This is a genomic window from Bosea sp. F3-2 (assembly GCF_008253865.1).
Taxonomy (GTDB): domain Bacteria; phylum Pseudomonadota; class Alphaproteobacteria; order Rhizobiales; family Beijerinckiaceae; genus Allobosea.
Genome location: NZ_CP042331.1, coordinates 201,799 through 223,952, shown reverse-complemented (window position 1 = coordinate 223,952; position 22,154 = coordinate 201,799). Strand labels below are relative to the sequence as shown.

At 66.2% G+C, this 22,154-nt stretch carries 18 protein-coding genes; 5 read left to right on the top strand and 13 right to left on the bottom strand.

Features of this window, described 5'->3' with window-relative positions:
• Positions 1 to 9: 9 nt before the first annotated feature.
• The 10 genes from FQV39_RS01090 to FQV39_RS01045 all read right to left on the bottom strand — a co-directional run bounded on the left by FQV39_RS01090 (position 10) and on the right by FQV39_RS01045 (position 13,056).
• Positions 10 to 1,278 (bottom strand): peptidoglycan-binding domain-containing protein, encoded by a 1,269-nt coding sequence (locus FQV39_RS01090; protein ID WP_187640133.1) that lies wholly within the window; start codon positions 1,276 to 1,278, stop codon positions 10 to 12.
• A 157-nt stretch (positions 1,279 to 1,435) separates the two neighbouring features.
• Entirely contained in the window at positions 1,436 to 4,171 is a 2,736-nt protein-coding gene (gene tssH / locus FQV39_RS01085) for a type VI secretion system ATPase TssH (RefSeq protein WP_149128627.1), read from the bottom strand.
• 22 nt (positions 4,172 to 4,193) lie between these two features.
• The gene (gene tssG, locus FQV39_RS01080) at positions 4,194 to 5,246 is read right to left on the bottom strand and encodes a type VI secretion system baseplate subunit TssG (RefSeq protein WP_282570143.1); all 1,053 of its coding nucleotides are present in this window, start codon (positions 5,244 to 5,246) and stop codon (positions 4,194 to 4,196) included.
• On the bottom strand, positions 5,243 to 7,204 hold the full coding sequence (gene tssF, locus FQV39_RS01075; RefSeq protein ID WP_149128626.1) for a type VI secretion system baseplate subunit TssF: 1,962 nt from the start codon (positions 7,202 to 7,204) through the stop codon (positions 5,243 to 5,245). The genes tssG and tssF overlap by 4 nt, the downstream gene beginning before the upstream one ends.
• Before the next feature lie 270 nt (positions 7,205 to 7,474).
• Positions 7,475 to 8,023 carry a GPW/gp25 family protein gene (locus FQV39_RS01070; RefSeq protein WP_248313197.1) on the bottom strand — a complete coding sequence of 183 codons (549 nt, stop codon included), beginning with the start codon at positions 8,021 to 8,023 and terminating at the stop codon, positions 7,475 to 7,477.
• Positions 8,024 to 8,084: 61 nt separating this feature from the next.
• Positions 8,085 to 8,567: an Hcp family type VI secretion system effector gene (locus FQV39_RS01065; protein WP_149128625.1), complete on the bottom strand. Its 483-nt coding sequence runs from the start codon at positions 8,565 to 8,567 to the stop codon at positions 8,085 to 8,087.
• Between the two features lie 140 nt (positions 8,568 to 8,707).
• Positions 8,708 to 10,213: a type VI secretion system contractile sheath large subunit gene (tssC, locus tag FQV39_RS01060; RefSeq protein ID WP_149128624.1), complete on the bottom strand. Its 1,506-nt coding sequence runs from the start codon at positions 10,211 to 10,213 to the stop codon at positions 8,708 to 8,710.
• Between the two features lie 119 nt (positions 10,214 to 10,332).
• The gene (gene tssB / locus FQV39_RS01055) at positions 10,333 to 10,863 is read right to left on the bottom strand and encodes a type VI secretion system contractile sheath small subunit (protein WP_149128623.1); all 531 of its coding nucleotides are present in this window, start codon (positions 10,861 to 10,863) and stop codon (positions 10,333 to 10,335) included.
• Between the two features lie 122 nt (positions 10,864 to 10,985).
• Positions 10,986 to 12,428 (bottom strand): type VI secretion system protein TssA, encoded by a 1,443-nt coding sequence (locus FQV39_RS01050; RefSeq protein WP_149128622.1) that lies wholly within the window; start codon positions 12,426 to 12,428, stop codon positions 10,986 to 10,988.
• Between the two features lie 70 nt (positions 12,429 to 12,498).
• The gene (locus FQV39_RS01045; RefSeq protein WP_149128621.1) at positions 12,499 to 13,056 is read right to left on the bottom strand and encodes an OmpA family protein; all 558 of its coding nucleotides are present in this window, start codon (positions 13,054 to 13,056) and stop codon (positions 12,499 to 12,501) included.
• 118 nt (positions 13,057 to 13,174) lie between these two features.
• On the opposite strand from FQV39_RS01045, the gene FQV39_RS01040 reads away from it, so the two are divergent.
• From FQV39_RS01040 to tagH, 3 genes are all read left to right on the top strand, one after another.
• Positions 13,175 to 15,034, top strand: a complete 1,860-nt coding sequence (locus FQV39_RS01040; RefSeq protein ID WP_149128620.1) for a type VI secretion system Vgr family protein — start codon at positions 13,175 to 13,177, stop codon at positions 15,032 to 15,034.
• A gap of 17 nt (positions 15,035 to 15,051) precedes the next feature.
• Positions 15,052 to 15,600: a DUF6931 family protein gene (locus tag FQV39_RS01035; protein WP_149128619.1), complete on the top strand. Its 549-nt coding sequence runs from the start codon at positions 15,052 to 15,054 to the stop codon at positions 15,598 to 15,600.
• 117 nt (positions 15,601 to 15,717) lie between these two features.
• The gene (tagH, locus tag FQV39_RS01030; protein ID WP_149128618.1) at positions 15,718 to 17,097 is read left to right on the top strand and encodes a type VI secretion system-associated FHA domain protein TagH; all 1,380 of its coding nucleotides are present in this window, start codon (positions 15,718 to 15,720) and stop codon (positions 17,095 to 17,097) included.
• A gap of 195 nt (positions 17,098 to 17,292) precedes the next feature.
• On the opposite strand, the gene FQV39_RS01025 is transcribed toward tagH, so the two are convergent.
• The 3 genes from FQV39_RS01025 to FQV39_RS01015 all read right to left on the bottom strand — a co-directional run bounded on the left by FQV39_RS01025 (position 17,293) and on the right by FQV39_RS01015 (position 19,065).
• Positions 17,293 to 17,646, bottom strand: a complete 354-nt coding sequence (locus tag FQV39_RS01025; protein ID WP_149128617.1) for a RidA family protein — start codon at positions 17,644 to 17,646, stop codon at positions 17,293 to 17,295.
• Positions 17,647 to 17,705: 59 nt separating this feature from the next.
• Entirely contained in the window at positions 17,706 to 18,494 is a 789-nt protein-coding gene (locus tag FQV39_RS01020) for a hypothetical protein (RefSeq protein WP_149128616.1), read from the bottom strand.
• A gap of 67 nt (positions 18,495 to 18,561) precedes the next feature.
• Entirely contained in the window at positions 18,562 to 19,065 is a 504-nt protein-coding gene (locus FQV39_RS01015; protein WP_149128615.1) for a PAAR domain-containing protein, read from the bottom strand.
• A 193-nt stretch (positions 19,066 to 19,258) separates the two neighbouring features.
• On the opposite strand from FQV39_RS01015, the gene tssK reads away from it, so the two are divergent.
• Both tssK and tssL read left to right on the top strand, forming a co-directional pair.
• Positions 19,259 to 20,596, top strand: coding sequence for a type VI secretion system baseplate subunit TssK (tssK, locus tag FQV39_RS01010; protein ID WP_149128614.1), 1,338 nt, complete (start codon positions 19,259 to 19,261; stop codon positions 20,594 to 20,596).
• Complete coding sequence (tssL, locus tag FQV39_RS01005; protein WP_149128613.1) at positions 20,593 to 22,035, top strand: type VI secretion system protein TssL, long form; 1,443 nt, start codon at positions 20,593 to 20,595, stop codon at positions 22,033 to 22,035. The genes tssK and tssL overlap by 4 nt, the downstream gene beginning before the upstream one ends.
• Positions 22,036 to 22,154: the final 119 nt, after the last annotated feature.

The following is a 22,154-nucleotide window of genomic DNA, read 5'->3' as shown; positions in this document are numbered from 1 at the left end:
GCGCCGGCGTCAGAAGCCGCAGATCTCCACGAGCTTTTCCTGAGTCTTCTGCCCGGGAACGCCATCGACCTTGAGCGGCGGATAGCTGTTCTGGAAGGCCCTCACGGCTCTCGTGGTCTTCGGCCCCTTGATGCCGTCGACTCGCCCTGCGCCGAAGCCCAGCGCGTTGAGCCGGAACTGCACGCCAGTCAGCCAGTCTGGACGTGGCGCCGTCTTCTGACCGGCCTTGATGACGATTTCCGGCATGCGGATGACCGTCTTGCCCTGCTTGCGCTCCCTGAAGGCGTCGAAGCTGCCCTTGACGATTTCAGGCGGGGCCGGATCGCGCTTGGTCGGCGTGGACGTGGCCGCAACCGCGACCGGCGCCGCCAGATCGAGGCCGTCTACGGTCTCGATGGCGGTCATGCCCTCGATGACGAGCACGGCTCCCTTGAACAGTCCCAGAGCCCCCTCCAGCAGACCGGTGATCCTGAGCTCGTCCACCGTACCGAGCGCCTGGTTGCGCATCAGGCTGATGCCGGCCTTGTCGACCGGCCCGTATCGCAGCCCGGCCACCAGCTCCTCGAGCGACCCATAGTATTTTCCGCCATAATCGGCGAAGCGCAGCCGCCCGGCGATGTCCCGCACTGCGATGACCGCGTGGTTGATGATCTTGCCGGTCGTCGTCGTGCAGCGGATCGCGAAGATCGTGACCCCGCTCTCCGCCTGTGCGAGCTGTATCGCCTCCTGGACCGTGTTGGGATTTGCGAGGCGCTTGATCCTGACGCCCTGGGAAACCAGGAAGTCGAGCGCCTTCGCGATCCCGGAGGAGATCACATGACGGCCGGACTCGTTCCGCGTCAGCGAACCGATTGGCTTGCCGACTGCATCGGCCATGTCCTTCACGGTGATGAAGAAGCTCTTCCCCTTGGTGATCGACATGGCGTTGTTGACCGCCTGGAAGGTGCAGGGCCCGGTCACGCCCCTGACCTGCACGGCCAGCCTGATCTGCCGCAGATGAGCGAGCCGGGAGAGCATTCCGCCGGCACGGCCGAGCGGCCCCAGGATGGCGAGCAGGCGAAGCGCATCCTTGCCGACCCCCTTGAACCCACCCTCGGCCATGCCCTCGCCGAAGCGCAGCACGTCGACGAAGCCGGCGCCGAGGTCCATTGAAGTCTGCACGGTGGTGGCGATCGTCACCGCCCACCACTGCGGATTGTCCTGCACCCACTCGCCGAGGATGACCTCGGTCTCGCGCTTCTGCTTGTCCCACCAGTTCGCGTATTCGGAAAAGGCCACGCTCGTCTCCTTGTCGCCCGACGCATCGGGCCGGGAACGAAAGCCGCTTCCGAAGGCGCGATGCCTCATTGAGGAGCCGGCATGCCGCTGCCCGCGCCCGAAAGGGCGCGTGGCGGCCACGCCGGCCTTTCTTAGTCGTGAAGAGGACGGCGCCGGTTCACGCCACCTGATAGGCGAAGCTGCCGTTCTCGACGGAGACCCTCGCCTCGGTCAGCGGCTTCTTCTCGAGCTGCAGGTTGAGGATGGCACGCGAGAGCGCCGGCAGCATCGAGTTGGTGATGATGTTGTCGATCATGCGCCCGCCCGAGTCCGGATCGTTGCACTGGCCGACGATATGCTCGACCACCGCGTCGTCGTAGGCGAACGTCGCCTTGTGGTTCTCGGCGAGCCGCTTGCCGATGCGCCCGAGCTGCAGCCGGACGATGCCGGCCAGCATGTCCGAGGAGAGCGGATAGTACGGAATGGTCACGAGCCGCCCGATCAGCGCGGGCGGGAAGACCTTGAGCAGCGCGGGCCTGAGGCTGACAGCCATCCGCTCCGGATCGGGCTTGGCGGCGTCGTTGGCGGACATGCTCATGATCTCATCGGTGCCGACATTCGAGGTCAGGATGATCAGCGTGTTCTTGAAGTCGATGCGCCGGCCGGTGCCGTCCTCCATCTGGCCCTTGTCGAAGACCTGGAAGAACAGCTCGTGCACGTCAGGATGCGCCTTCTCGACCTCGTCGAGCAGCACGACCGAATAAGGCTTGCGCCGCACGGCTTCCGTCAGCCGCCCGCCCTCGCCATAGCCGACATAGCCGGGAGGCGCCCCCTTCAGCGTCGAGACGGTATGCGCCTCCTGGAACTCGCTCATGTTGATGGTGATGACGTTCTGCTCGCCGCCATAGAGCGCTTCGGCCAGCGCCAGCGCCGTCTCGGTCTTGCCGACGCCCGAGGGGCCGCAGAGCATGAAGACGCCGATCGGCTTGTTGGGATTGTCGAGCTTGGCGCGGTTGGTCTCGATGCGCTTGGCGATCATGCCGATGCCATGCCCCTGCCCGACCACGCGCTTGTTCAGCGTCTCGGCCAGGCCGAGCACCGTCTCGATCTCGTCCTTCACCATCCGGCCGACCGGGATGCCGGTCCAGTCCGAGACGACCGAAGCGACCGACTGTTCGTCGACATGGGCGTAAATCATCCGATTGGCCGGATCGATCTCGCCCAGCATTGCGAATTTGGCGTTGAGCGCGGCGCGGGCCTCCTCCGGACCGGCGGCGAGCTCGGCGGCGGGAGCCTCCGCCTCGGCCGTCTCAGGCGCGACATTCTCATTCGCCTCCTGCTTGGCGGTGGCGGCCTTCGCCTCCGCGCCCGGCGCCTTTTCGCCAAGCTTGGCGCGCAGCGCCTTGATCTCCTCGACGATGGCGAGTTCGCTCGCCCAGGCGGCTTGGAGGGCCGTCAGCCTCTCCTGCTTCTCCGCGATCTCCGTTTCGATCTCGCCGAGCCGTTTGGCGCTGTCGGTGCCGAGATCGACGTCCGCGGTCAGCGCCGCCTTCTCCTGCTCCAGCGAGGAGATCGCGACGCGTGCATCCTCGATCGCGGCCGGCGTCGCGCTCTGGCTGATGGCGACGCGGGCGCAGGCCGTGTCGAGCAGGCTCACCGCCTTGTCGGGAAGCTGCCGGGCGGGGATGTAACGATGCGAAAGCTGCACCGCAGCGACGATGGCCGCATCCGAGATGCGGACCTTGTGATGCTTCTCCATCGGACCGATCAGCCCGCGCAGCATGGTGCAGCAGCGCAGCACGTCAGGCTCCTCCACCAGCACCGGCTGGAAGCGTCGGGTCAGCGCCGGATCCTTCTCGAAATACTGCCGGTATTCCGACCATGTCGTCGCTGCGACCGTGCGCAGCGTGCCGCGCGCCAGCGCGGGCTTGAGCAGATTGGCGGCATCGCCCGTCCCGGCCTGACCACCGGCGCCGATCAGCGTATGCGCCTCGTCGATGAACAGGATGACCGGCGTCGGCGAGGACTGCACCTCGTCGATCACCGAGCGCAGGCGCTGCTCGAACTCGCCCTTCATCGAGGCGCCGGCCTGCATCAGGCCGATATCGAGCGCGCAGACCTTGACCCCCCGCAGCGGCGGCGGCACGTCGCCCGCCGCGACGCGCTGCGCAAAGCCCTCGGCGATCGCGGTCTTGCCGACGCCGGCCTCGCCGGTGAGGATCGGGTTGTTCTGGCGCCGGCGCATCAGCACGTCGATAACCTGGCGGATCTCCTCGTCGCGGCCGAGGATCGGGTCCATGCCGCCGGCGCGCGCCTTGGCGGTGAGGTCCTGCGAGAAGCGGTCGAGCGCGGTCGTGCCCTTCGGTCCCTCAGCGGCCTCTGCGCCCGGCGTGCCAGCGGCACGCAAGCCCGAGCCGTCCATCGGCCTTAAGTTCTCCTCCTGCGAGCTTTCCCAGATCTTGCCGTAGCCAGCGGCGAGCTCGTCGACCGGGATCTTGCCGAATTCCTTGGAGAGGCCGGAAAGCGCCCGGCGCAGATCGTTCGACTTCAGCGCCGCGACCAGCAGGTGGCCGGTCCTGATCTGCGTCTCGCCGAAGAACAGCGTGGCGTAGTGCCAGCCACGGTCGAGGATATCGGCGATGTGGTTGGCGATGCCGGGCATCTCCGTCTCGTTTCGGCGGAAGCCCTCGACCACGCCGCCCAGATCCATCAGCAGCTTGGCGCGGTCGAGCTTGTAGTGATCCGCCGTGAGGGTCAGGTCGTTGGAGCTGCCCTGCAGGATCTGCAGCAGCCAATGCGCCAGCTCGACATTGCGATTGCCGGCGCCTTTGGCCTGCCGCAGCGCCTGCAGGAAGGTGTCGTAGCCGACCCGGTTGAGCTTGCCTGTGACGGCTTCGAGGCTGATATCGGCCATGGTCGTCCCCTTCGAATAGCGGTTAGGCGGCGCTGCTGCGTTTCAGGCGCATGCGCTCGGCGGGATGGAAACGGGCGTCGCGGCGCAGTGCGCCCTCTTCGATGGTCCAGTTCGGCGCCATCCAGCTCGTCCAGCCGAGATGGCCGGACTGGCCGAGCCTGACGGGTTTCGCCTCCCCCACCGGCAGCGCGAGCTCGACATCCCACTCGAACTGCTCGCCGAGATGCAGGAAGACGGCATCCGCCAGCAGCGCACAGCGATCGCCATTCGGCAGGAAGCGCTCGAACTGTTCGAGATCACCAGCCACAATCTTCACGCGAAACTTGTCCTCGACACTGTAGACGCTGGCGCCGAGCAACGCGTCTCCGCCCAGCGTGCAATGCGCCCCGCCGAGCCGCGTCCGGTCGGCGGGATCGAAGACGAGGCGCATGCCGACGAACTGCTCGATCTCGACATCCGCCTTGAACAACCCTGCGAGGAAACGCTGCAAGCGCGAGGCGGATTTCGCCTGCGCGCCGATCAGCCCGGCGTGGGCGAGCTTCTCGGCATCGGGCACGCTGTCGCGATCCCGATAGGGCTTCGAGCCCACACCGATCATGCTGCCGATATAAGCGGCGAAGCGGTCGAGATCGGGCCGGTCATGCTGCGCGATCGGCCGCGAATCCGCCCAAGCGCGATAGAAGAGCTGCAGGAAGCGGTGGTTGAAGATGTCGAGGAAGCGCGGAAAGGCGTCGTCGCGCGCGATCTGCCAATGATAGCTCTCCTCGGTCGTCGCCAGCGGCAGCGCGCCTTGCGGACCGAGCAGGCCGAGGAACTTGACGAAGAGCCGCAGCCGCCCCTGCGCGTCGCGATCCGCCTCCGCGATGCTCGACGCCGGGAAGTCGAGGAAAGCCTGCTCGCCCAGCGCGACATATTCCTCGCGCCGCGAAGCGACATCGCCGATGCGCGGCTTCTCCGGGAAGCTGCGCTCCAGCCGGCGCATCACCGCATAGAAGTCGAAGCGCCAGGGCTCGGCTTCCAGCTGCGCCTGATAGTTCGGCGCCTTCTCCAGCGGGTTGGCAGCCTCTTCCGTCACAGGATTCGCCTCGATCCGGCGCGCGGCGGAAAGCGCATCACCTCACCGCGCTCCACCGTGCGGATCACCGTCTGGGTGAAATGGTTCATCGCCGCATATTCCGCGAAGAAGCGATCGAGCACCGCCCCGAGCAGGAAGACGCCCGAGCCCTCAAAGGCCTTCTCGTCGAGCAGGACGGTGATCTCGAGCCCGCGCCCCGCCCCTGTTCCGGCTCGCTGCGGAAAGCGGCGCACCACGGGGCGGCTGTCGACATCCTTGATGCCGCGGATGCGCCGCTCCGTCGCGCTGTCGGCAAGATCGGCGAAGAGCGAGAGCAGTTCACGCAGCGCCTCGCCGTTCTGCCCCGCTCCGCGCTGCACAAGGCCGAGCTGGTTGAGGCTGAGCAGGTTGATCAGCCGCCAGGTCACGACGCCAGTGCTCGCGGTCTCGGCACGCAGCCTGAGTTGCGAGACGATCGGCTCGCGCGGCGGCGTCGGCCCGGCGAGACAGGCGACATCGAGCGAGACATTGTCGATCAGCCTGAAATCGGCGCCGCCGACGCCGGTCGGCAGATGCTCGGTCAGATGCCGGTTGGAGCAGAGCGCGCGCACGCTGAGCTCCGCGACCGAGGCCGTGTCGCCCACCCTCGCCGGCTCAACCAGCGAAATGAACATCTCGGTGCCGGTATAGTCGGAAGCCCGTCCCTGCCGCCGCTCGGCCGAGGAGCGCCGCCGCGGCAATCGCCTCTGCGTATAGTGCAGGCCGTGCACCGGCGAGGCGCCCTCCGGCGAGGAATAGAGCGGGTGCACCGGCTGCTTCTCGCGCCCGCCGGCATAATGGGCATGAACGGAGAGGATGCTGTGCGGCTCGTAGTCGAGCGCGCGGCTGCGGTCCGGCACGACATGGAATTCATGCTGGTTGCTCTTCACCGGAATGCGATCGGCCGTCTTCTCGAAGAGATTGACCGCGGGCGCGGCGTAGAGCGCGAACATCTCCTTGCGCACCGCGCCGGGCAGCCGCGTATTCACCTCGTCGAAGACGAAGATCAGCTCGACCGTCTTGGCCGTGAGCTTCGGCATGATCCCGCCCAGCCCTTCCAGCCGGAAGCCGAGAAACTTGCGCGGGAACCAGAACAATTCGCGTAGCAGCTCGAAGCCGCGGAATACGCGCGTATCGGCCGGCAGCAGCGCCTCGTCCTCGTCGAAGCCGATCTGCTCCAGCCGGCAGCTCTCGCCCGGCGTCACCACCGGATCGCCGAACGGGTCGAGATGGCGGAAATGGATGCCGGTGCAGTTCGCGAAGAGCTGCTCGTAGAGCGCGACCGCATCGCCCTCGCCGCCGAGCAAATGCAAGGCGAGTTCCTTCGTCCGGCAGCCGGCAAACCAGCTCGCCGGGTTCTTGAGCGCCTCGGCCGCCGAGGGTTCCTGCACAGGATCGGCCATGACGCGATGCGTCAGCGTCAGGCGCAGGCCCGCCAGCGCGCGTCCCCCGGCCTTGATGCCGAGCGCCTGCAGCGGCCCCGGCGCGGGAATGTACTCCGCCGCCGTGATCTCGAAAGGCCAGAGCGTGACATCCGAACCGAGGCGGTAACGGCAGGCGACACGCCGCTCGCGTTCGAGATAGGTCGCGTCGACATAGGCGCCGCGCGGGATCCGGACGCCCTCGCGCAGGCCGGGATCGGAATAAGGCGGCGTGATGCCCGCCAACAGCGCCGATGGCGTCGGCGCGAGGTAATTCGGCAGGAGCTGTTCGAGGAGGTTGTTGGTGAACTCCGGAAACTCATGCTTGAGCTTGAGCTGCACGCGCGCGGCGAGGAAGGCAGCGCCTTCGAGCAATCCGGCAACCATCGGGTCCATGCGCTCGCCAGCAAGCCCGCCCAGCCGCTCGGCGATGCCGGGATATTCCTCGGCGAACTCCTTGCTGTGCTCCATGAAGAGCCGGAGTTCCTGGTTGTAGAGGTCGAGAAACTCCTGATTCATCGCGTCAGCGCCCCCAAGAGCCACGAACAAAACCCGGAGCGGTCTCGGCGCCGGCAATTCGTCCGCTCCGCCAGGAGCGGGGTGAAGCCGATACCGTTGGTATCGGCAAGCGCCGCGACGCCGCGGGCGGTCGAATTCCCGGCGCCGGAGGTGGGCTTTGGAGGGCCGCCTGCGGCGTCGGAGCGACTTGCCGATATCGAGGGATATCGGCTGCGCGCTCCTCCTGGCATCCGTCTCCTCCAAAGCCCATCGAGACCCCTCCGGGTTTTGTTAGTGGCTCTTAATCGCGATCTTGCCGGTATCGAGTTCGAGGTCCGCGACGAACTCGACGGGTACGTTGAGCGGCTCGCAGTTGAGATCGGCGCGCACAAGAAAGCGCACCTTGAGTTCGGCCGGGTCCAGCACCTGATCACGCTCGACGGCGATCGACTTGCGGATCAGCCGGGGTTCGTAGCCGATCAGCACATCGGCCAGGTCCGCGCGGATCGTGTCGACGCGGTGCTCGTCTATCGACAGCCGCGTCATGTCCGGAAAGCCGTGGTTGAGAATGGAGCGGCGCACATGCTCCAGTCCCGAAAGGTCGAGCGCGGAGGCGAGGTTGACGGTGTTCACCAGCGCATCGAGATCAATGGCGATCTCGCGCCTGAGCTTCTGTTCGGTGATGGCGGCTCGCGGCGTTGCGCGCCGGTTCGCAATCACGCGTTCGCCGCCCTCGTCCCTCAGGTCGAGCGCGGTCTTCGCATCCTTTTCCAGATGCGCTTCCCGAAAGGCGAACATCAAAGGCGGCCGCAGCCGCTTCTTCGCGATCGGATCGGCCATGTTGTCCCGCCCGGCACGGCAAGGCGCCGGCTCCGCCTATGCGGAACCGGCGCGCTGCACTTTACTTCGCGTGGGTCTTGATGTCCCAGGTCATCGTCATCGCCGCGTCGAGATCGCCGTCGGCCTTCTGTGGCTTGTACTCGAACTTGATCTTGGCGTAGTTCAGCGAGAACTGGTCGGTCGGGATGCTGCTGCCGCCGACCGCGTCGCCGGACTGGTAGCTCGACACCAGCAGGTCCTCCAGCGTCACGACATAATAGTCCTTCTGCTGCTCGCCCTGCTTGCGGACATAGAGCACGGCCTTCTTGATGTGCTTGCCGCTGGCGCAGGCCTGCGCGAGGTTGGTCGAGGCCTTGCCGACCTGCGAGGTGAAATGAACGTCCTGGAAGCTCGCCTTGCCGGCGCCGCCGCCGAGGTTCGAGGCATGCGAACCGGCGTTCGAGATGCCCCAGGAGAAGGAATCCACCTCGATCGTATCCTTGTGGACCTTGTCCTTGCTTTCGCCCTTGATGCCGTCGATCTCGAGCAGGAAGTCGGTAGCCATGTTTACCTCCAGGGTGTGAACGATAGGGATGCTCACTTCCGTGAGCGGACTGGTGGGCGCACCTCTCCTGTCGCGCCGCTCGTCTGGGCCGGCGCGCCGAAGATTCTCGTTGTCGCCGTCACCTGACGATCAGGTGGCGGTCACTGCTTGGGAGCTGGCAGTCGCGAGACCAGGCTCAGGCCGATATCCATGCCTTCGAGCTGGAAGTGCGGCCGCAGATAGAACTTGGCCGAGTAGTAGCCAGGGTTCTCCTCGTCCTCGAAGACGTCGATGCGCGCATCGGAAAGCGGACGGCGCGCCTTCGTCTCCTCGCTGGAATTGACCGGGTCACCGTCGACGTAGTCGGTGATCCACTCCTGCAGCCAGCGGCGCAGCGGCTCCTTTTCCTTGTAGGAGCCGATCTTGTCGCGAACCATGCACTTCAGGTAGTGCGCGAAGCGCGAGACCGCGAACATGTAGGGCAGCCGCGCGGACAGGTTGTCGGAAGCGGTTGCCGCGACGCCGTCCGGCCCCGAGAAGGCCTTGGGCTTGTAGAGCGACTGGGCGCCGATGAAGGCGGCCTTGTCGGTGTTCTTGCGGTGGATCAGCGGGATCAGGCCGGACTTGGCCAGCTCCGCCTCGCGCCGGTCGCTGATCGCGATCTCGGTCGGGCATTTCAGGTCGATGCCGCCATCATCCGTCGGGAAGGTATGGGTCGGCAGGTTGAGCACCTCGCCGCCCGACTGGACGCCGCGAATGCGGGTGCACCAGCCATATTCCTTGAAGGCACGGTTGACGTTCACCGCCATCGCGTAGGCGGCGTTCATCCAGGCGTATTTCTCGCCGCGGTGACCGTCGGTATCCTCCTCGAAGGCGAACTCCTCGACCGGCTCGGACTTGGCGCCATAAGGCACGCGGGAGAGCACCCGCGGCAGGCACAGGCCGACATAGCGGGAGTCGGCCGCGTCGCGCAGGCCCTTCCAGGCGGCATAGTCCGGCGTGTCGAAGACCTTGCCGAGATCGCGCGGGTTCGACAGCTCCGTCCAGCTGTCCATGCCCATCAGGGTCGGCTCGGCCCCGGCGAAGAAAGGCGCATGCGCCGCCGCCGCGACCTTCGACAGATCGCGCAGGAGCTGCACGTCGGTCGGAACATGGCTGAAGTGATAGTCGCCGACCAGGCAGCCGAAGGGCTGGCCGCCGAGCTGGCCGAACTCCTGCTCATACACCTGCTTGAAGAGCGGGCTCTGGTCCCAGCGCGCGCCGGGATAGGTCTTGAGGTTGCGGGCGAGCTCGTTCTTCGAGACGTTCATCACCTTGATCTTCAACTGAGCATCGGTCTCGGAGTTGAAGACGAGATAGTTGAGGCCGCGCCAGGCGCTCTCGATCTTCTGGTATTCGGGTGCGTGCAGCACCTCGTTCATCTGCTCGGTCAGCTTGGCGTCGAGCCGCGCGATCATCTCCTCGATCGTGTCGATGACGTCGCCCTTGATCAGGGTCGAGTCCGCCAGCGCCTGGTTGACCAGGGTCGCGACCGCGTTCTCGACCTCGGTCGCGGCCCGTTCGGTCTTGGGTTTGAAACTCTGCTTCAGGATCGCCGAGAAATCATCGATCTCGCGGGTCTCTACAGCCGCACCACCGGGCTGCTGGGTTTGTGCTTCCGCTGCCATTGCCGCCTCGCTCGCTTAACCGCCTGACGAACCCCGATCACGTGAGCGCATTGCTTCTGCGAAAAACCGGTTTCCACTTTTTCGCGCAATGCTCATACGGCGGGTCCGCGCCCCTGTCCTCAGTTCGCCGTCTTGTCTTGGGAAGGCTCGCTCTTGCCGAGCCTGTCCTTCAGCGCCGCCATCAGTTGCGGATCGGCCAGCAGCGCCTTGATCTGGTCGCTCGCCGCCATCTTGCCGTCCATGTAGCGCAGCAGGTTGGCGAGCTGCTCGCGCGCTTCCAGGAGCTTGGCCGTCGCCGGGACCTGGCGGGCGATCGCCGCCGGATTGAAGTCCTCGAACTTCTTGAACTTCAGAGCGACCGAGAGCTTCTCATTGCTGTCCTCGCCGAGCTTGTTGGGCACCTTGAACGACACGGCCGGCTCGATCGCGGCCATGCGCTGATCGAAATTGTCCATGTCGAAGTCGAGGAACTTGCGCTGCGAGATCTCGGGCTTCTCGATCGCCGACGCATTGCCGGAGAGGTCGGCAAGCACGCCCATCACGAAGGGCAGCTCGATCTTCTGCTCGGCGTTGTACGGATCCTCATAGGTGATGTGGACCCGAGGCGGCCTGTTGCGGCGGATGAACTTCTGTCCCGAATCTCCGGCCATGTGACATGCCCCTCTGCATCCGTGCCACGCCGACCTGACGTGACATCCTATCCGGTTTCACCCGTCATCGATATAGTCGTGCCATCGCGACGGAAGGTTCAAAGAAAAGGCGAAAAACTGACCTAGCTGTCGCTCTCCGGAATCTGCGCGACATCCGGCAGGATATTGCCAAGGAGCGACATGAAGTCATGCTGCGCCAGCCCGCACGCCTTGTCCATCAGCAGCGGTGTCGGGTGCGAGGGCTCGACCTGGCGATAGAAGGCGGCGACCGCTCTCATCGCGCTGACCGCATCGGCACGGCTGCCGATCACGATCGCCGGCACCGCCCTGTCGGGTGGGCGCGCTGTCTCGATCGGCTGCGCCTCGGCGGCATCGCCGCCATCCTCCGCGACCTGCTCGTCAGTGGAAGCTTCCTCGTCCGCATAGCCGCTGTCGTCGGCCTCTTCGGCGTAGCTCTGCTCTGAACCGTCCGCCGCCTCGTAGCCATCCGGCACCGGCAGCCGCTCGAGCGGCAGCCGGAATCGGCGCAGCTCGCCGATCTCGATCACCGCCTTGTCGACATGCTCGGGAAACATGATCTGGATGACCTCGATCAGTGACTTTCCGATCAACTGCTGCGCCTGTCCGATCAGCAGGACGGCCGGGCTCGAAGGCTCGGTTTTGCGAAAGTAGCCGAGGCATGCGGCAAGCGTATCCTTCACTTGAAGGATGTTCGAAAGGCTGCCGGGGCCGAAGCTCGCCGTGCTCGCAGCCGGTACTGGCGCGTCGCTCGTCCCAGGCGCCGCCGCGGCCGATTGATGGCCCGGAACGCGCCGCGCAGCCGCAGAGTCCAGAAAGGCAGCGATCTGGTCCAGAAGCGCAGCCAGGCGCGGAAAGCCGAGCGGATGATCGACACCGACCTTCTCGAGCCAGATCATGCGCATGCGGGCGAGCGCATCGCGCGCCGCGCCGACATGGCCGAGGATGGTGGTCAGCTCGTCCGGGTCGATCTCCGCCAGCGCGGCATTGATCGCGCCCGCGTCGGGATGCTGCTCCCCTTCGACCAGCTTCGTCTCGCCGCTGGCGACGAGCTGGCTGCGGAAGATGAAGGGACCGAGGCGACGGCTGACGAAGAGCGGCGCATGCTGGAGCGGCAGCACCACGGTCGGCAGCTCGTCGAGCCCCTGCAGCGCAACCTCGCGCATGACGAAGTCGCCATCCATCGCCCGCGGATGAACCTCCTCCCAATAGCTGCCGAGGAGATCGGCCATGGTTGAGAGGCTGGCTGCGAAACCCGCAATGTCCCGGTTCAGGATCGTCAGCTTCGTCGCAAGGACGAGCACGCGCAGGTCGCGCGAGCGCTCCAGCAGCTTGCCGAGATCGGAAAAGGCGGCTGGGAACTCGATACTGGTGCGATCGAAGGCGACCTGCCGGCCTTCGTCGTCGCGGCGGAAATACGAGGCCGGCAGCGCGACCTCGAGCCGCGCCGTGACGTTCATGAAGTCGTTGTCGTCCTCGAGGTCCGGCCCACAGGGCTCCTCGGCCGAAACGGGCTTCGTCAGTTCGGCGAAATTCAGGCCCGCCATCGCTCTCCCCGCTCACAGGCTGGGCAGTGAGGACCGAGCCCGCACTGCCGTACTCGTCAGGCCTCGTCGCTCATTCACCACGCAGGCGGGTCTCGACCCGACGGTTGTCGCCGGAGAGCGGGTCGGCGACGAGCAGCCGTTCCTGACCATATCCCTTGGCGACGAGCTTGGACGGGCTCACGCCCTGCTGGCCGAGGTAGCGGACCACCGCCTGCGCCCGGCGTTGCGACAGGTTGAGATTGTAGCCGGGCGTGCCGGCGGCATCGGTGTGGCCCTCGACCATGAAGGTCTGCGCGGCGAGCTGCGGCATCTTCAGCGCCTTGGCGAACTCGTCGAGATTGACCTTCGCCTCCGGCTCGAGCACGTCGGAATTGTATTTGAACTTCACCACGAGATCGAAGGCGCTCGGCGGCTTCGCCACCTCGACGGCATGGCCGGCCTTGGCGCATTCGGCTTCCGTGCCGACGCAGAGGCCGCGCGTGACGGCGGGCTTGGGCACCGCCGTCGGTCCGAAATGCTTGACGATATCCTCGGCCTTGTAGGTCTGCGCCACGGCCGGCACGGCCGCAGTGAGAACCGCAGCGCCGGTCAGTGCGACAAAGGCCATGAAGCCGGACTGCTTGCGCATGGGAACCCTCCCGATAAGTTGCGCCATTCGGCGAACGAAGACTTTAGGAGCCAACGATGACTCCCGTTGTTAGTTGCGTCAAGGCGAATTTAGGTTCAATCGGCGGGGGATTTCGTTGATGTCTGCCAATCTAGGGCAAGGTCAAAGAACCGCGTCTTTCACGACGCCGTCTGGCCAAGATAAATTTACACTTATAAAGTTCGAAGCCAGCGAAGCTTTGAGCGAATTATTTACCTATAACGTCGAAGCGGCAAGCAAAACCGAGAATGCCGACCTGCAAAGCATCATGAGCGAAAAATGCTCGATCAAGTTCACGCTGAAGAACAAGAGCGAGCGGGTTCTGAACGGCACGCTGGTCGATGCGCAGTGGCTCGGCCAGCAGGATGACCTCTACATCTACCGCTTCACGCTGCGGCCATGGCTCTGGCTGCTCTCGCAGCGGGCGGACTGCCGGATCTTCAAGAACAAGACCGCCGTGGACATCATCAAGGAGATCTTCGGCAAGGAGGGCTCGGCCAGCTTCGAGGATCGGACCAGCGAGACACTCCAGCCCATCGACTACTGCGTGCAGTATCGCGAGACCGATCTCGACTTCGTGCTGCGGCTGATGGAGCAGTACGGCGTCTATTACTATTTCAAGCACAGCGACGGCGACCATAAGCTGGTGCTCTGCGATTCCCGTTCCGCCCATGACGAAGTCACGGCGGCGGCCGAGCCGAGCTTCCAGGGGGCGGCTTCGGCCTATGCCTTCGTGCCGCAGGGCAACCGCTTTCCCCGCTCGCAGGTCGAGCACCTCACGCATTGGTCGACGATGCGCCGCCTGCGGACCGGCAAATTCGAGCTCAAGGACTACGATTTCGAGAAGTCGGAATCCGATCTCACCGCCCGCGCCGAGGAAGGCTTCCCGAAGGCCAAGTCCTACGAGGCCTATGATTATCCCGCCGCCTACACCAAGCGCGACCGCGGCGAGCATTTCGCCCGCGTCATGGCACAGGCCGAACAGGCCAAGGACGACCGGCGCTATGCCGGCGGCGACGCGGCCAGCCTCTACCCCGGCGCGCTGATGAAGCTCTCCGACCATCCCGCCGGCGCCGAGAACGCCGAATATCTCGTCGTCAGGGCGAGCCATGCCTACGGCATCCAGAGCTACCGCTCCTCCGGTCGCCAGGACGAGGCGCTCTATCACGGCTCCTACGAGCTGCAGAAAAGCGACCGGCGCTTCCGCGCCCCGCTCGTCACCCCGCGTCCGACGGTCTACGGGCCGCATACCGCCAAGGTCGTCGGCGAACGCAACCAGGGCGAGGAAGGCGATATCGACGTCGACGAGTACGGCCGGGTCTGGCTGCGCTTCCATTGGGACCGCGAGGACGGCTCGACCTCGTGCCGCACGCGCGTCGCGCAGATGTGGGCCGGCAAGAACTGGGGCGGCCAGGTCATCCCGCGCATCGGCCAGGAGGTGATCGTCGAGTACATCGAGGGCAATCCCGACCTGCCGATCATCGTCGGCGCGGTGGTCAACGACCAGCACAAGCCGCCCTACGAGCTGCCGGCGAACAAGACCCAGTCCGGCCTCAAATCGGAATCGACTGACGGCGTCGGCTTCGCTGACTGCTACAACGAGATCAAGTTCGAAGACCGCAAGGGCCAGGAGGTCTTCGAGATGCACGCCGAGAAGGACCACAAGGTCGTGGTCAACAACATCGAGACGCGCGAGATCGGCGAGAACTTCCAAAGCGGCGGCTACTCTCGCAAGACCACGCTGAAGAAGGGCGACGACAAGCTCGACGTCGAGAACGGCAAGCTCGATGTCGAGGCTCTGACCGAAATCAATCTCAAGGTCGGTGAGAGCCGGATCAAGATGACGCCGGGCAGCATCGAGATCACTTCGCCCAGCATCAAGATCAAGAGCGTTGGCATGACGGAAGTCGGCAGCGACGGCACCGTCGTGATCAAGGCTCCGATGGTGACGATCAACTGAGAACGGCCGGAATCGCCATGTCACGCCTGCGCTTCAGCACCGCCCGCGAGGTGTTCGAGACCTTTCCCTCGGCGCACGAGGCCGTCACCATGCCGCCGACGGTCGAGTCGCCGCTTGCCTTCCTGGCCCGGCTTGCCAAAGGCCCGGCGCCGACGGAGGCGATCGGCTTCTGCGCCTTCCTGCTTCCGCGGCGCGAAGCCGTCTGGTGGGGGTTGCAGGCCGTGCGCGCGATGCAGCCGCCCGGCATGCAGGATCCCGGCCTCGCCGCCGCCGAGGCCTGGGTGCGCGAGCCCGGCGATCGGACGCGCTTCGAGGCGCTGAAGCTCGCCCAGGCCGGGGACCGCGCCCGGCCGGGCACCTGGGTGGCCTGGGCGGCCGGCTATTCCGGCGGCAGCATGGTCGAGAGCCACGGCGTGCCCTGCCCGCCCGACCTCACCGCCAAGATGGTGCGCATCGCCGTTCTCAACGCGATCAATCGCCTGCCCTCACGCGAGCGCGAGGGCGCCTTGCGTCGCTGCATCGAGGCGTGCATCCGTTTGGCGGAAGACGATACCGCCAAGCGCTAGAGCACCGGGCCGAAAAGTGGAATCCGCTTTTCGGATCAATCCGATGCGGTCACAATGAGATAGGTCGCCGTTACCATGTCCGATAGGACGCACGGCGATCTGGCGACGGTTTGAGACATGGCGCTGACACTGACGATCGAGAACGAGACCTCCCTGCCGGATGGCGGACCGCTGAGCGTGACCGCCAGCGGCGGACGCGGCCTCGACATCGGCCGCGACCAGCACCTCGACTGGGCGCTGCCCGATCCCTCGCGCGCCGTCTCCGGCCGCCATTGCGAGATCCGCTTCCGCGATGGCGCCTGGTGGCTGCGCGACATCTCGACCAACGGCACCTATGTCAACGGCGGCGAACACCGCGTCCAGTCGCCCTACCGGCTTCAGAACGGCGACCGGCTGGAGATCGGCCACTACATCATCGCAGTAGCGATCGATGACGAGGCGAGGCGGGCGCCGGTAGAACCCTATTCTCCCCCTCCTCATGCGGCCCGCCCCGAAGCGCTGTGGGAGGCGAACGAGGAAGTCGCCCCGCCGATCGCCCGCCGCGACCTGATGCCGCCCAGCCATGCCAAGCCGGTCCATGCCAGCTTCATCGATTGGGCGGCCGACATCCCGGCGCCGGATGCCGGGCCATCCCCATCGGCACCGCCCAACCCGGCCTGGCCATCTCCGGCCTCGCAGGGCGACGACTTCGCCTGGGCGCCCCTGCAGCCGCCGCCCATCGCCCCAGCCGAACCGGTCGCACCGATCCCGACGCCGCGCCGTCCACAGGCGACTCCTGCGGCGGCGAACCCCTGGGATGAGCCCTCTCCCGATCCTGCGCCGGCCGAGGGCCCGGCGGAGCCGCCGGCGCCGGCCTTCGCGCCTGTGCCGACCTTCCCATCAGAAGCGCCCGCACAACCAAGTGCACCACCGCCGATCTCGATGGGCGAGTTCATGCAGCGCTTCGCCAAGGGCGCCGGCATCTCGCCGCAATCCCTGTCGACGCAGGATCCGGGCGCCTTCGCCGAGCAGCTCGGCGGGCTGATGCGGCTGATCGCAGAGGAATTGAAGGCACTGCTCGCCGCCCGCGCCGAGAGCAAGCGCATCGCCCGCAGCACCAGCCAGACGATGATCCAGGCGCAGGACAACAATCCGCTGAAGTTCTCGCCGACCGTCGACGACGCGCTGCAGCTGATCTTCGGCCAGCCGCGTAGCGGCTATCTCGATGCGAAGCGCGCCTTCGACGAGAGCTTCCGCGACTTGAAGGCCCACCAGATCAAGACCTATTCGGCCATGCAGCATGCGCTGAAGATGCTGGTCGAGGACCTCGACCCGCAGGCAATCGCAGAAGGCACGGCGCAGGATGGCGGCATCAGTGGGCTGATCGGCTCGCGCAAGGCCAAAATGTGGGACGCCTATGTCGCCCGCTGGGAAGCCAAGACCGCCCCTTACGAGAACGGCCTCGTCGACGCCTTCATGATTTATTTCGCCGAGTGCTACGACCGCGGCGGGCGGTGACGATGCGCATCTCCTCACCGCCGTCATTCCGGGGCGCCCGAAGGGCGAGCCCGGAACCCATGGACACGACGCTTCGGAAAAGGGCGAGCAACAGCAGCCGGCGCTCCTCTGCACCACCGACAATGTTCATGGGTTCCGGGCTCAAGCGCTACGCGCTTGCCCCGGAATGACGGCGACGGAAGACGAACCCAGCAGCTATCGCTTCGCCGCAACCGCAGTGATCTCGATGCCGTAGCCGGGCGAGGCCAGCTTCGCCTCGACGGTCGCGCGCGCCGGGGCATGGCCGGGCGCCACCCACTTGTCCCAGACCGCGTTCATCTCGCCGATCTTGCTGATATCCGTGAGGAAGATCTGGACGCTGAGGATGCGTTCCTTGCTGCTGCCAGCCTGCGCCAGCGTGTCTTCCAGCAGCGCCAGAACCTCCTGCGTCTGCTCGGTCAGGGAACGCCCTTCGGTCTGCTCCGGCACATGGCCGGCGAGGAAGACGATGCCGTTGAAGATGGCGGCGTCGCACCAGCGTGCGGTCAGCCCGATGCGTTCGATGGTCATGACGGATCCTGTCGGCGAGATTTACGGAGCCGCCGGCTTCGCCCGCTGGTCCCGGCAGGTCAAGCTACCGGCAGCGCCAGGATCTCGCGGATCGCGCGCGGCTGGAGCTGGCGCGGCACCTCGTCCATCGCTGCCTTGTAGTAGCCGAGGATGCTGAGCTGTTCGTAGGTCGCCCAGATCGACTCATCCTCGAAGGCAGCGGCGCGCTCTTCGAGGTTCATGATCATGCCGTATTCGAGGCCGCCCGGCTCGCCATAGACGATCGGCGGCGGCGTCGGCTTGCTGCGCTTCTGCGCCTCGGCCGCAGCGAATGCCGCGAGCGCACCCGGCTGCCAGATCTGATTATAGGCCGCCGTGATGTCACCCACCGGATCGCCCTTCACCGCCAGGACCTGCCGGCAGGCGGCGGCGAAGGCGTCGGTGAGCCCGTTCGCCTCGGCGGCCGAATCCGCCTTGTTGTAGTCGGCGCCGAGCGGCTCGACATAGGCGAAGAGGTTTTCGAGCTGCCGTGCCGCCGGCCCTGACAGGAACAGCCAGGGAAAGGTACCGTCGATCGAAAGCTGCCCGGGCAGGAGATGCGCCGCCTGCTCGCCGTCATCGGCACGGAAGAACTGGCGTATCGCGGCCGTGCAGCTCACATTCGGCACCGGCAGCATCGGCCGCTTGCGCCGGGCCGGATCGCGGATCAACGCCATGAAGCAGAGCGTTTCCGCCACCCGGCCGTTGCGCGCCAAGCCGTGGTTCAGCGCCCGGCGCTGGTCGGAAGAAAGCCGCTGGACGATCTTGTGACGGAAGCGTTCGCTCTTCGCCTCGACCCGGTCCGGAACCGTCCGCCTGTTCTTGCCCATCGCACCACCAGGAAAGGAAACGATTCGCGATCAACGGCTTGCGCCGTTTTCTTGAATCAGTTCGGCATCAGCCGCCGATCACCACCGTCGGCAGGCCCATGACGATCTTGTTCGGCGGACCCAGCGCCTCGAGGATCGTATCGCCCATCCGGCAGGCCGGCAGATTATTGATCAGCACCGTCTGCGAACCGTCGATGACGACGCCGAGGCCATGCGGCACGGGAGGCGGCACGGGTGTCAGGCAGTTATGAATGTCGGCGCCGCCGGAGGCTCCGGTGATCATCGCGCCCATGCTGGCGGAGGCGGCGTTCTTCGTCGCGATCTCGGCCGCCAGGGCAGCAGGCGCGCCGGGCGTGCCGGCGGCGGCGAGCGTCGCAGCTTCGGCCGCCTGGACGGTCGCATCCGATGCAGCCTTGGCCGACTGGATCGCAGCGGCCGCCGCGGCAGGGACGCCGCGCCAGGCCGGCAGACTGCCGATCAGCACGTTCGGACTGCCCGGCCCCGGCTGCAGGATCGGCGGGAGCGGGTGAATCACGGGGTCGGTGGTGCGAGCCGCAGGCCCTTTCGGCATGATCGCTCCCTTGATGACCGCCCCTTGGCTGGAACGGATTCGTCAGCGACAGGACTGCGCCGAATTTCTCGCCTCTGCATCCTTCAAGTCAATGACGGCTGCGTGCGCGCCAACCGACTAGCATTCCCTTGGTGACGCTCGGTTATCTCCCGGATAAGCTCACCATGCCTGCCTTTGAGTGAGCGAGACCGGAATGTCGTGGTACAGCAAGGTCGTCTGGTCAGAAGGACTTTTCCTCAGGCCGCATCACTTCCAGCAGAGCGATCGCTACCTCGAGAATTTGCTGGAAAGCCGCGTCAGGACCATCACGCCCTATCCATGGGGCTTCTCGGTGCTGGAGATCGACCGCGATCTCGCCCAGCAGAGCCGCATCGGCCTGCGCCGCGCCGTCGGCGTCATGCCGGACGGCACGCCCTTCGCCATGCCGGACAACAGCCCGCTGCCAGCCGCGATCGAGGTGCCTGAGAACGCCGCCGGCCAACTCGTCTGGCTGTCTCTGCCGCTGGCGGCCGCCAATACGCGCGAGGTCGAGGACACGCTGAACGGCTCGGCCAGCCGCTATGTCCCTGCGAATGAAATGCTGATCGATTCGACCGCCTCGCTGCGCACCGAGGAGGAGATCGACGTCGCCCATCCGCGCCTGACGCTGGAGCTGCGCAAGACGAGCAAGGCCGGCTATGTCGGCCTCGCGCTCGGGCGCATTCTGGAAGTGCGCGACCGCGCCGTGCTCTTCGACGAGAAATTCGCCCCGCCGGTGCTGATCTGCTCGGCCTATCCGGTGATCGAGGGCTGGCTCGACCGCGTCATCGGCTGGATCGACAACAAGCTGGAGGAGCTCGCCCGCTACGCCGCCGACCCCACCGCCGGCGGTGGCCTGCAGAGCGCTGACTACTTCGTGCTCCAGCTTCTCAATCGCAATATCCCGGTGCTCAAGCACATGCGCCGCTCGCGCTTCATCCATCCCGAGCGGCTGTTCACCACCTTCCTCGCGCTCGCCGGCGAGCTCGCCACCTTCACCACGGCCGAGCGCCGTGCCCGCGACTATCCCGCCTATGACCACGACGATCTGGAGAACTGCTTCGCCCCGGTGGTCCGCGACATCCAGGATTTCCTCTCGGCCAATCTCGGCCGCCGCGCCATCCGGCTGGAAATCGTCGAGCGTGCGCAGAACGCCTTCATGTCGACGATCCGCGACCGCAGCCTAGTGCGCAACGCCACGCTGGTGCTGGAAGTGGCGGCGCGCCGGCCGCTGACCGAGATCCAGGCGCAGTTCCCGCAGCTCTTCAAGGTCGGCCCCAACACCAAGATGAACGAGATCGTCCATGCCCATCTGCCGGGCATCAATCTCGTCCATCTGCCGACGCCACCGCCGCAGATCCGCGCGCTCACGGATCATGTATACTTCTACCTCGACCGCACCTCGCCGCTCTGGCCCGAGTTCAGCACGGCGAGCTCGATCGGCATGCATTTTTCCGGTGACTGGCCCGATCTCGAGCTCGAGCTCTGGGCCGTTCTGGAGGGCCGGCGATGAGCGATCCGGATTCGCCTTCCGACCCGTTCGGTCGGTCTGAGCGGACCATTATCCGGCCAAACCCCGGCGGGCGTCGCGCGCCCCTGCCGCCCGCGCCAGCAGCGCCCGCTCCGGCAGCACCACCGGCGGCCCAGCCCTATCAGCCGCCGCAGGTGCCCTCACCCGGCGTGCCCGGCACCGGCGACGAGTGGATGTCGCAGCCAGCGCCGATCCCGCAGCGCCCGCAGGCGCCGCCTCCGGCCGGCGGCCAGCCGCTGCCGCGCCGCGAGCAGTTGCTGACGCCCAACGCCAACCCGCTGCTGCGCGCCGCAGGCCCCCTGCTGCTGCTGCTCGGGCGGATGCGCGCCAACCTCTCCAACGCGCCCTTCGCCCAGCTTCTCGGCCAGGTCGGCGACTCGATCGAGGCCTTCGAGCATGAGGTGCGCGCCGCCGGCGTCCCGGCCGAAACGGCGCAGACCGCGAAATATGTGCTGGCCGCCACCGCCGACGACATCGTCCAGAACATCCCCGGCGACGACCGCCATGTCTGGACGCAGTACAGCATGCTCTCGCGCTTCTTCGGCGAGCGCACCGGCGGCGTGCGCTTCTTCGAGATGCTCGACAAGGCCAAGGCCGATCCATCAGTCAATTACGACCTGCTGGAATTGATGCACGCCTGCCTGGCGCTGGGTTTCCAAGGCATCCATCGCACCTCCGCCGGTGGCGTCAACAACCTGCAGATGATCCAGCGCAACCTCTTCGAGACGCTGCGCCGGGTGAAGCAGCCCGATCCTGAACTCTCGCCACGTTGGCGCGGCCAGGCGATCGCGGCGACTGTGGCAGGCTTCAAGATTCCGGTCTGGTCGGTGGCGGCGATCGCGGCTGTCGCCCTGCTCGGTGTCTATTTCGTCTTCCGCGCATTGCTTTCCGGCAATGCCGAAGCGGCCTCGACCGCCCTGCTCTCGGTCCATCCCAAGGGCGAGATCGGCATCATGCGCAAGGTCTTCTCGGCCCCGCCACCTCCCCCGCCTCCGCCGCCGCAGCCACCAAAGGTTTGCGCCGCGGTGCAGCCACCCATCGTCTGCCTGGTGACACCAAACGTCGTCATCGTCCGCCTCACCGGCATCACCTTGTTCGAGCCCGGCCAGGCCGCGGTGCGCGCCGAATTCCAGCCGCTGATCGAGCGCATCGCCGCCGTGCTGGAGCAGGAGGGCGGCGCGGTCAAGGTCGTCGGCCACACCGACAACGTGCCGATCCGCACGGCCCGCTTCCCCTCCAATGTCGAGCTCTCGCAGGCGCGTGCCAAGGCCGTCGGCGACATGCTGAAGACCAAGCTCAGCAAGCCCGGCCGGATCGGTTTCGAGGGCAAGGGCGCCGACACGCCGATCGCGCCGAACACCACCCCCGCCGGCCGCGCCCAGAATCGGCGCGTCGAAATCCTGATCCAGCGTCAGGGCTAGACCATGCTGCTTTTCGGAAACACCTCCGTCATTCCGGACAAGCTGCGCAGCAGCGCAGATCCGGAATCCATCGGGGGGCTGTGCGCTCTGCGATGGATTCCGGGTCAAGCCCGGAATGA

What these genes read in the sequence shown, in the direction of transcription:
- tssH (WP_149128627.1), bottom strand. Translation starts at nt 4,171, where the DNA reads ATGGCCGATATCAGCCTCGAAGCCGTCACAGGCAAGCTCAACCGGGTC.
- tssF (WP_149128626.1), bottom strand. Translation starts at nt 7,204, where the DNA reads ATGAATCAGGAGTTTCTCGACCTCTACAACCAGGAACTCCGGCTCTTC.
- FQV39_RS01070 (WP_248313197.1), bottom strand. Translation starts at nt 8,023, where the DNA reads ATGGCCGATCCGATCGCGAAGAAGCGGCTGCGGCCGCCTTTGATGTTC.
- FQV39_RS01065 (WP_149128625.1), bottom strand. Translation starts at nt 8,567, where the DNA reads ATGGCTACCGACTTCCTGCTCGAGATCGACGGCATCAAGGGCGAAAGC.
- tssC (WP_149128624.1), bottom strand. Translation starts at nt 10,213, where the DNA reads ATGGCAGCGGAAGCACAAACCCAGCAGCCCGGTGGTGCGGCTGTAGAG.
- tssB (WP_149128623.1), bottom strand. Translation starts at nt 10,863, where the DNA reads ATGGCCGGAGATTCGGGACAGAAGTTCATCCGCCGCAACAGGCCGCCT.
- FQV39_RS01050 (WP_149128622.1), bottom strand. Translation starts at nt 12,428, where the DNA reads ATGGCGGGCCTGAATTTCGCCGAACTGACGAAGCCCGTTTCGGCCGAG.
- FQV39_RS01045 (WP_149128621.1), bottom strand. Translation starts at nt 13,056, where the DNA reads ATGCGCAAGCAGTCCGGCTTCATGGCCTTTGTCGCACTGACCGGCGCT.
- FQV39_RS01040 (WP_149128620.1), top strand. Translation starts at nt 13,175, where the DNA reads ATGTCTGCCAATCTAGGGCAAGGTCAAAGAACCGCGTCTTTCACGACG.
- FQV39_RS01035 (WP_149128619.1), top strand. Translation starts at nt 15,052, where the DNA reads ATGTCACGCCTGCGCTTCAGCACCGCCCGCGAGGTGTTCGAGACCTTT.
- tagH (WP_149128618.1), top strand. Translation starts at nt 15,718, where the DNA reads ATGGCGCTGACACTGACGATCGAGAACGAGACCTCCCTGCCGGATGGC.
- FQV39_RS01025 (WP_149128617.1), bottom strand. Translation starts at nt 17,646, where the DNA reads ATGACCATCGAACGCATCGGGCTGACCGCACGCTGGTGCGACGCCGCC.
- FQV39_RS01020 (WP_149128616.1), bottom strand. Translation starts at nt 18,494, where the DNA reads ATGGGCAAGAACAGGCGGACGGTTCCGGACCGGGTCGAGGCGAAGAGC.
- FQV39_RS01015 (WP_149128615.1), bottom strand. Translation starts at nt 19,065, where the DNA reads ATGCCGAAAGGGCCTGCGGCTCGCACCACCGACCCCGTGATTCACCCG.
- tssK (WP_149128614.1), top strand. Translation starts at nt 19,259, where the DNA reads ATGTCGTGGTACAGCAAGGTCGTCTGGTCAGAAGGACTTTTCCTCAGG.
- tssL (WP_149128613.1), top strand. Translation starts at nt 20,593, where the DNA reads ATGAGCGATCCGGATTCGCCTTCCGACCCGTTCGGTCGGTCTGAGCGG.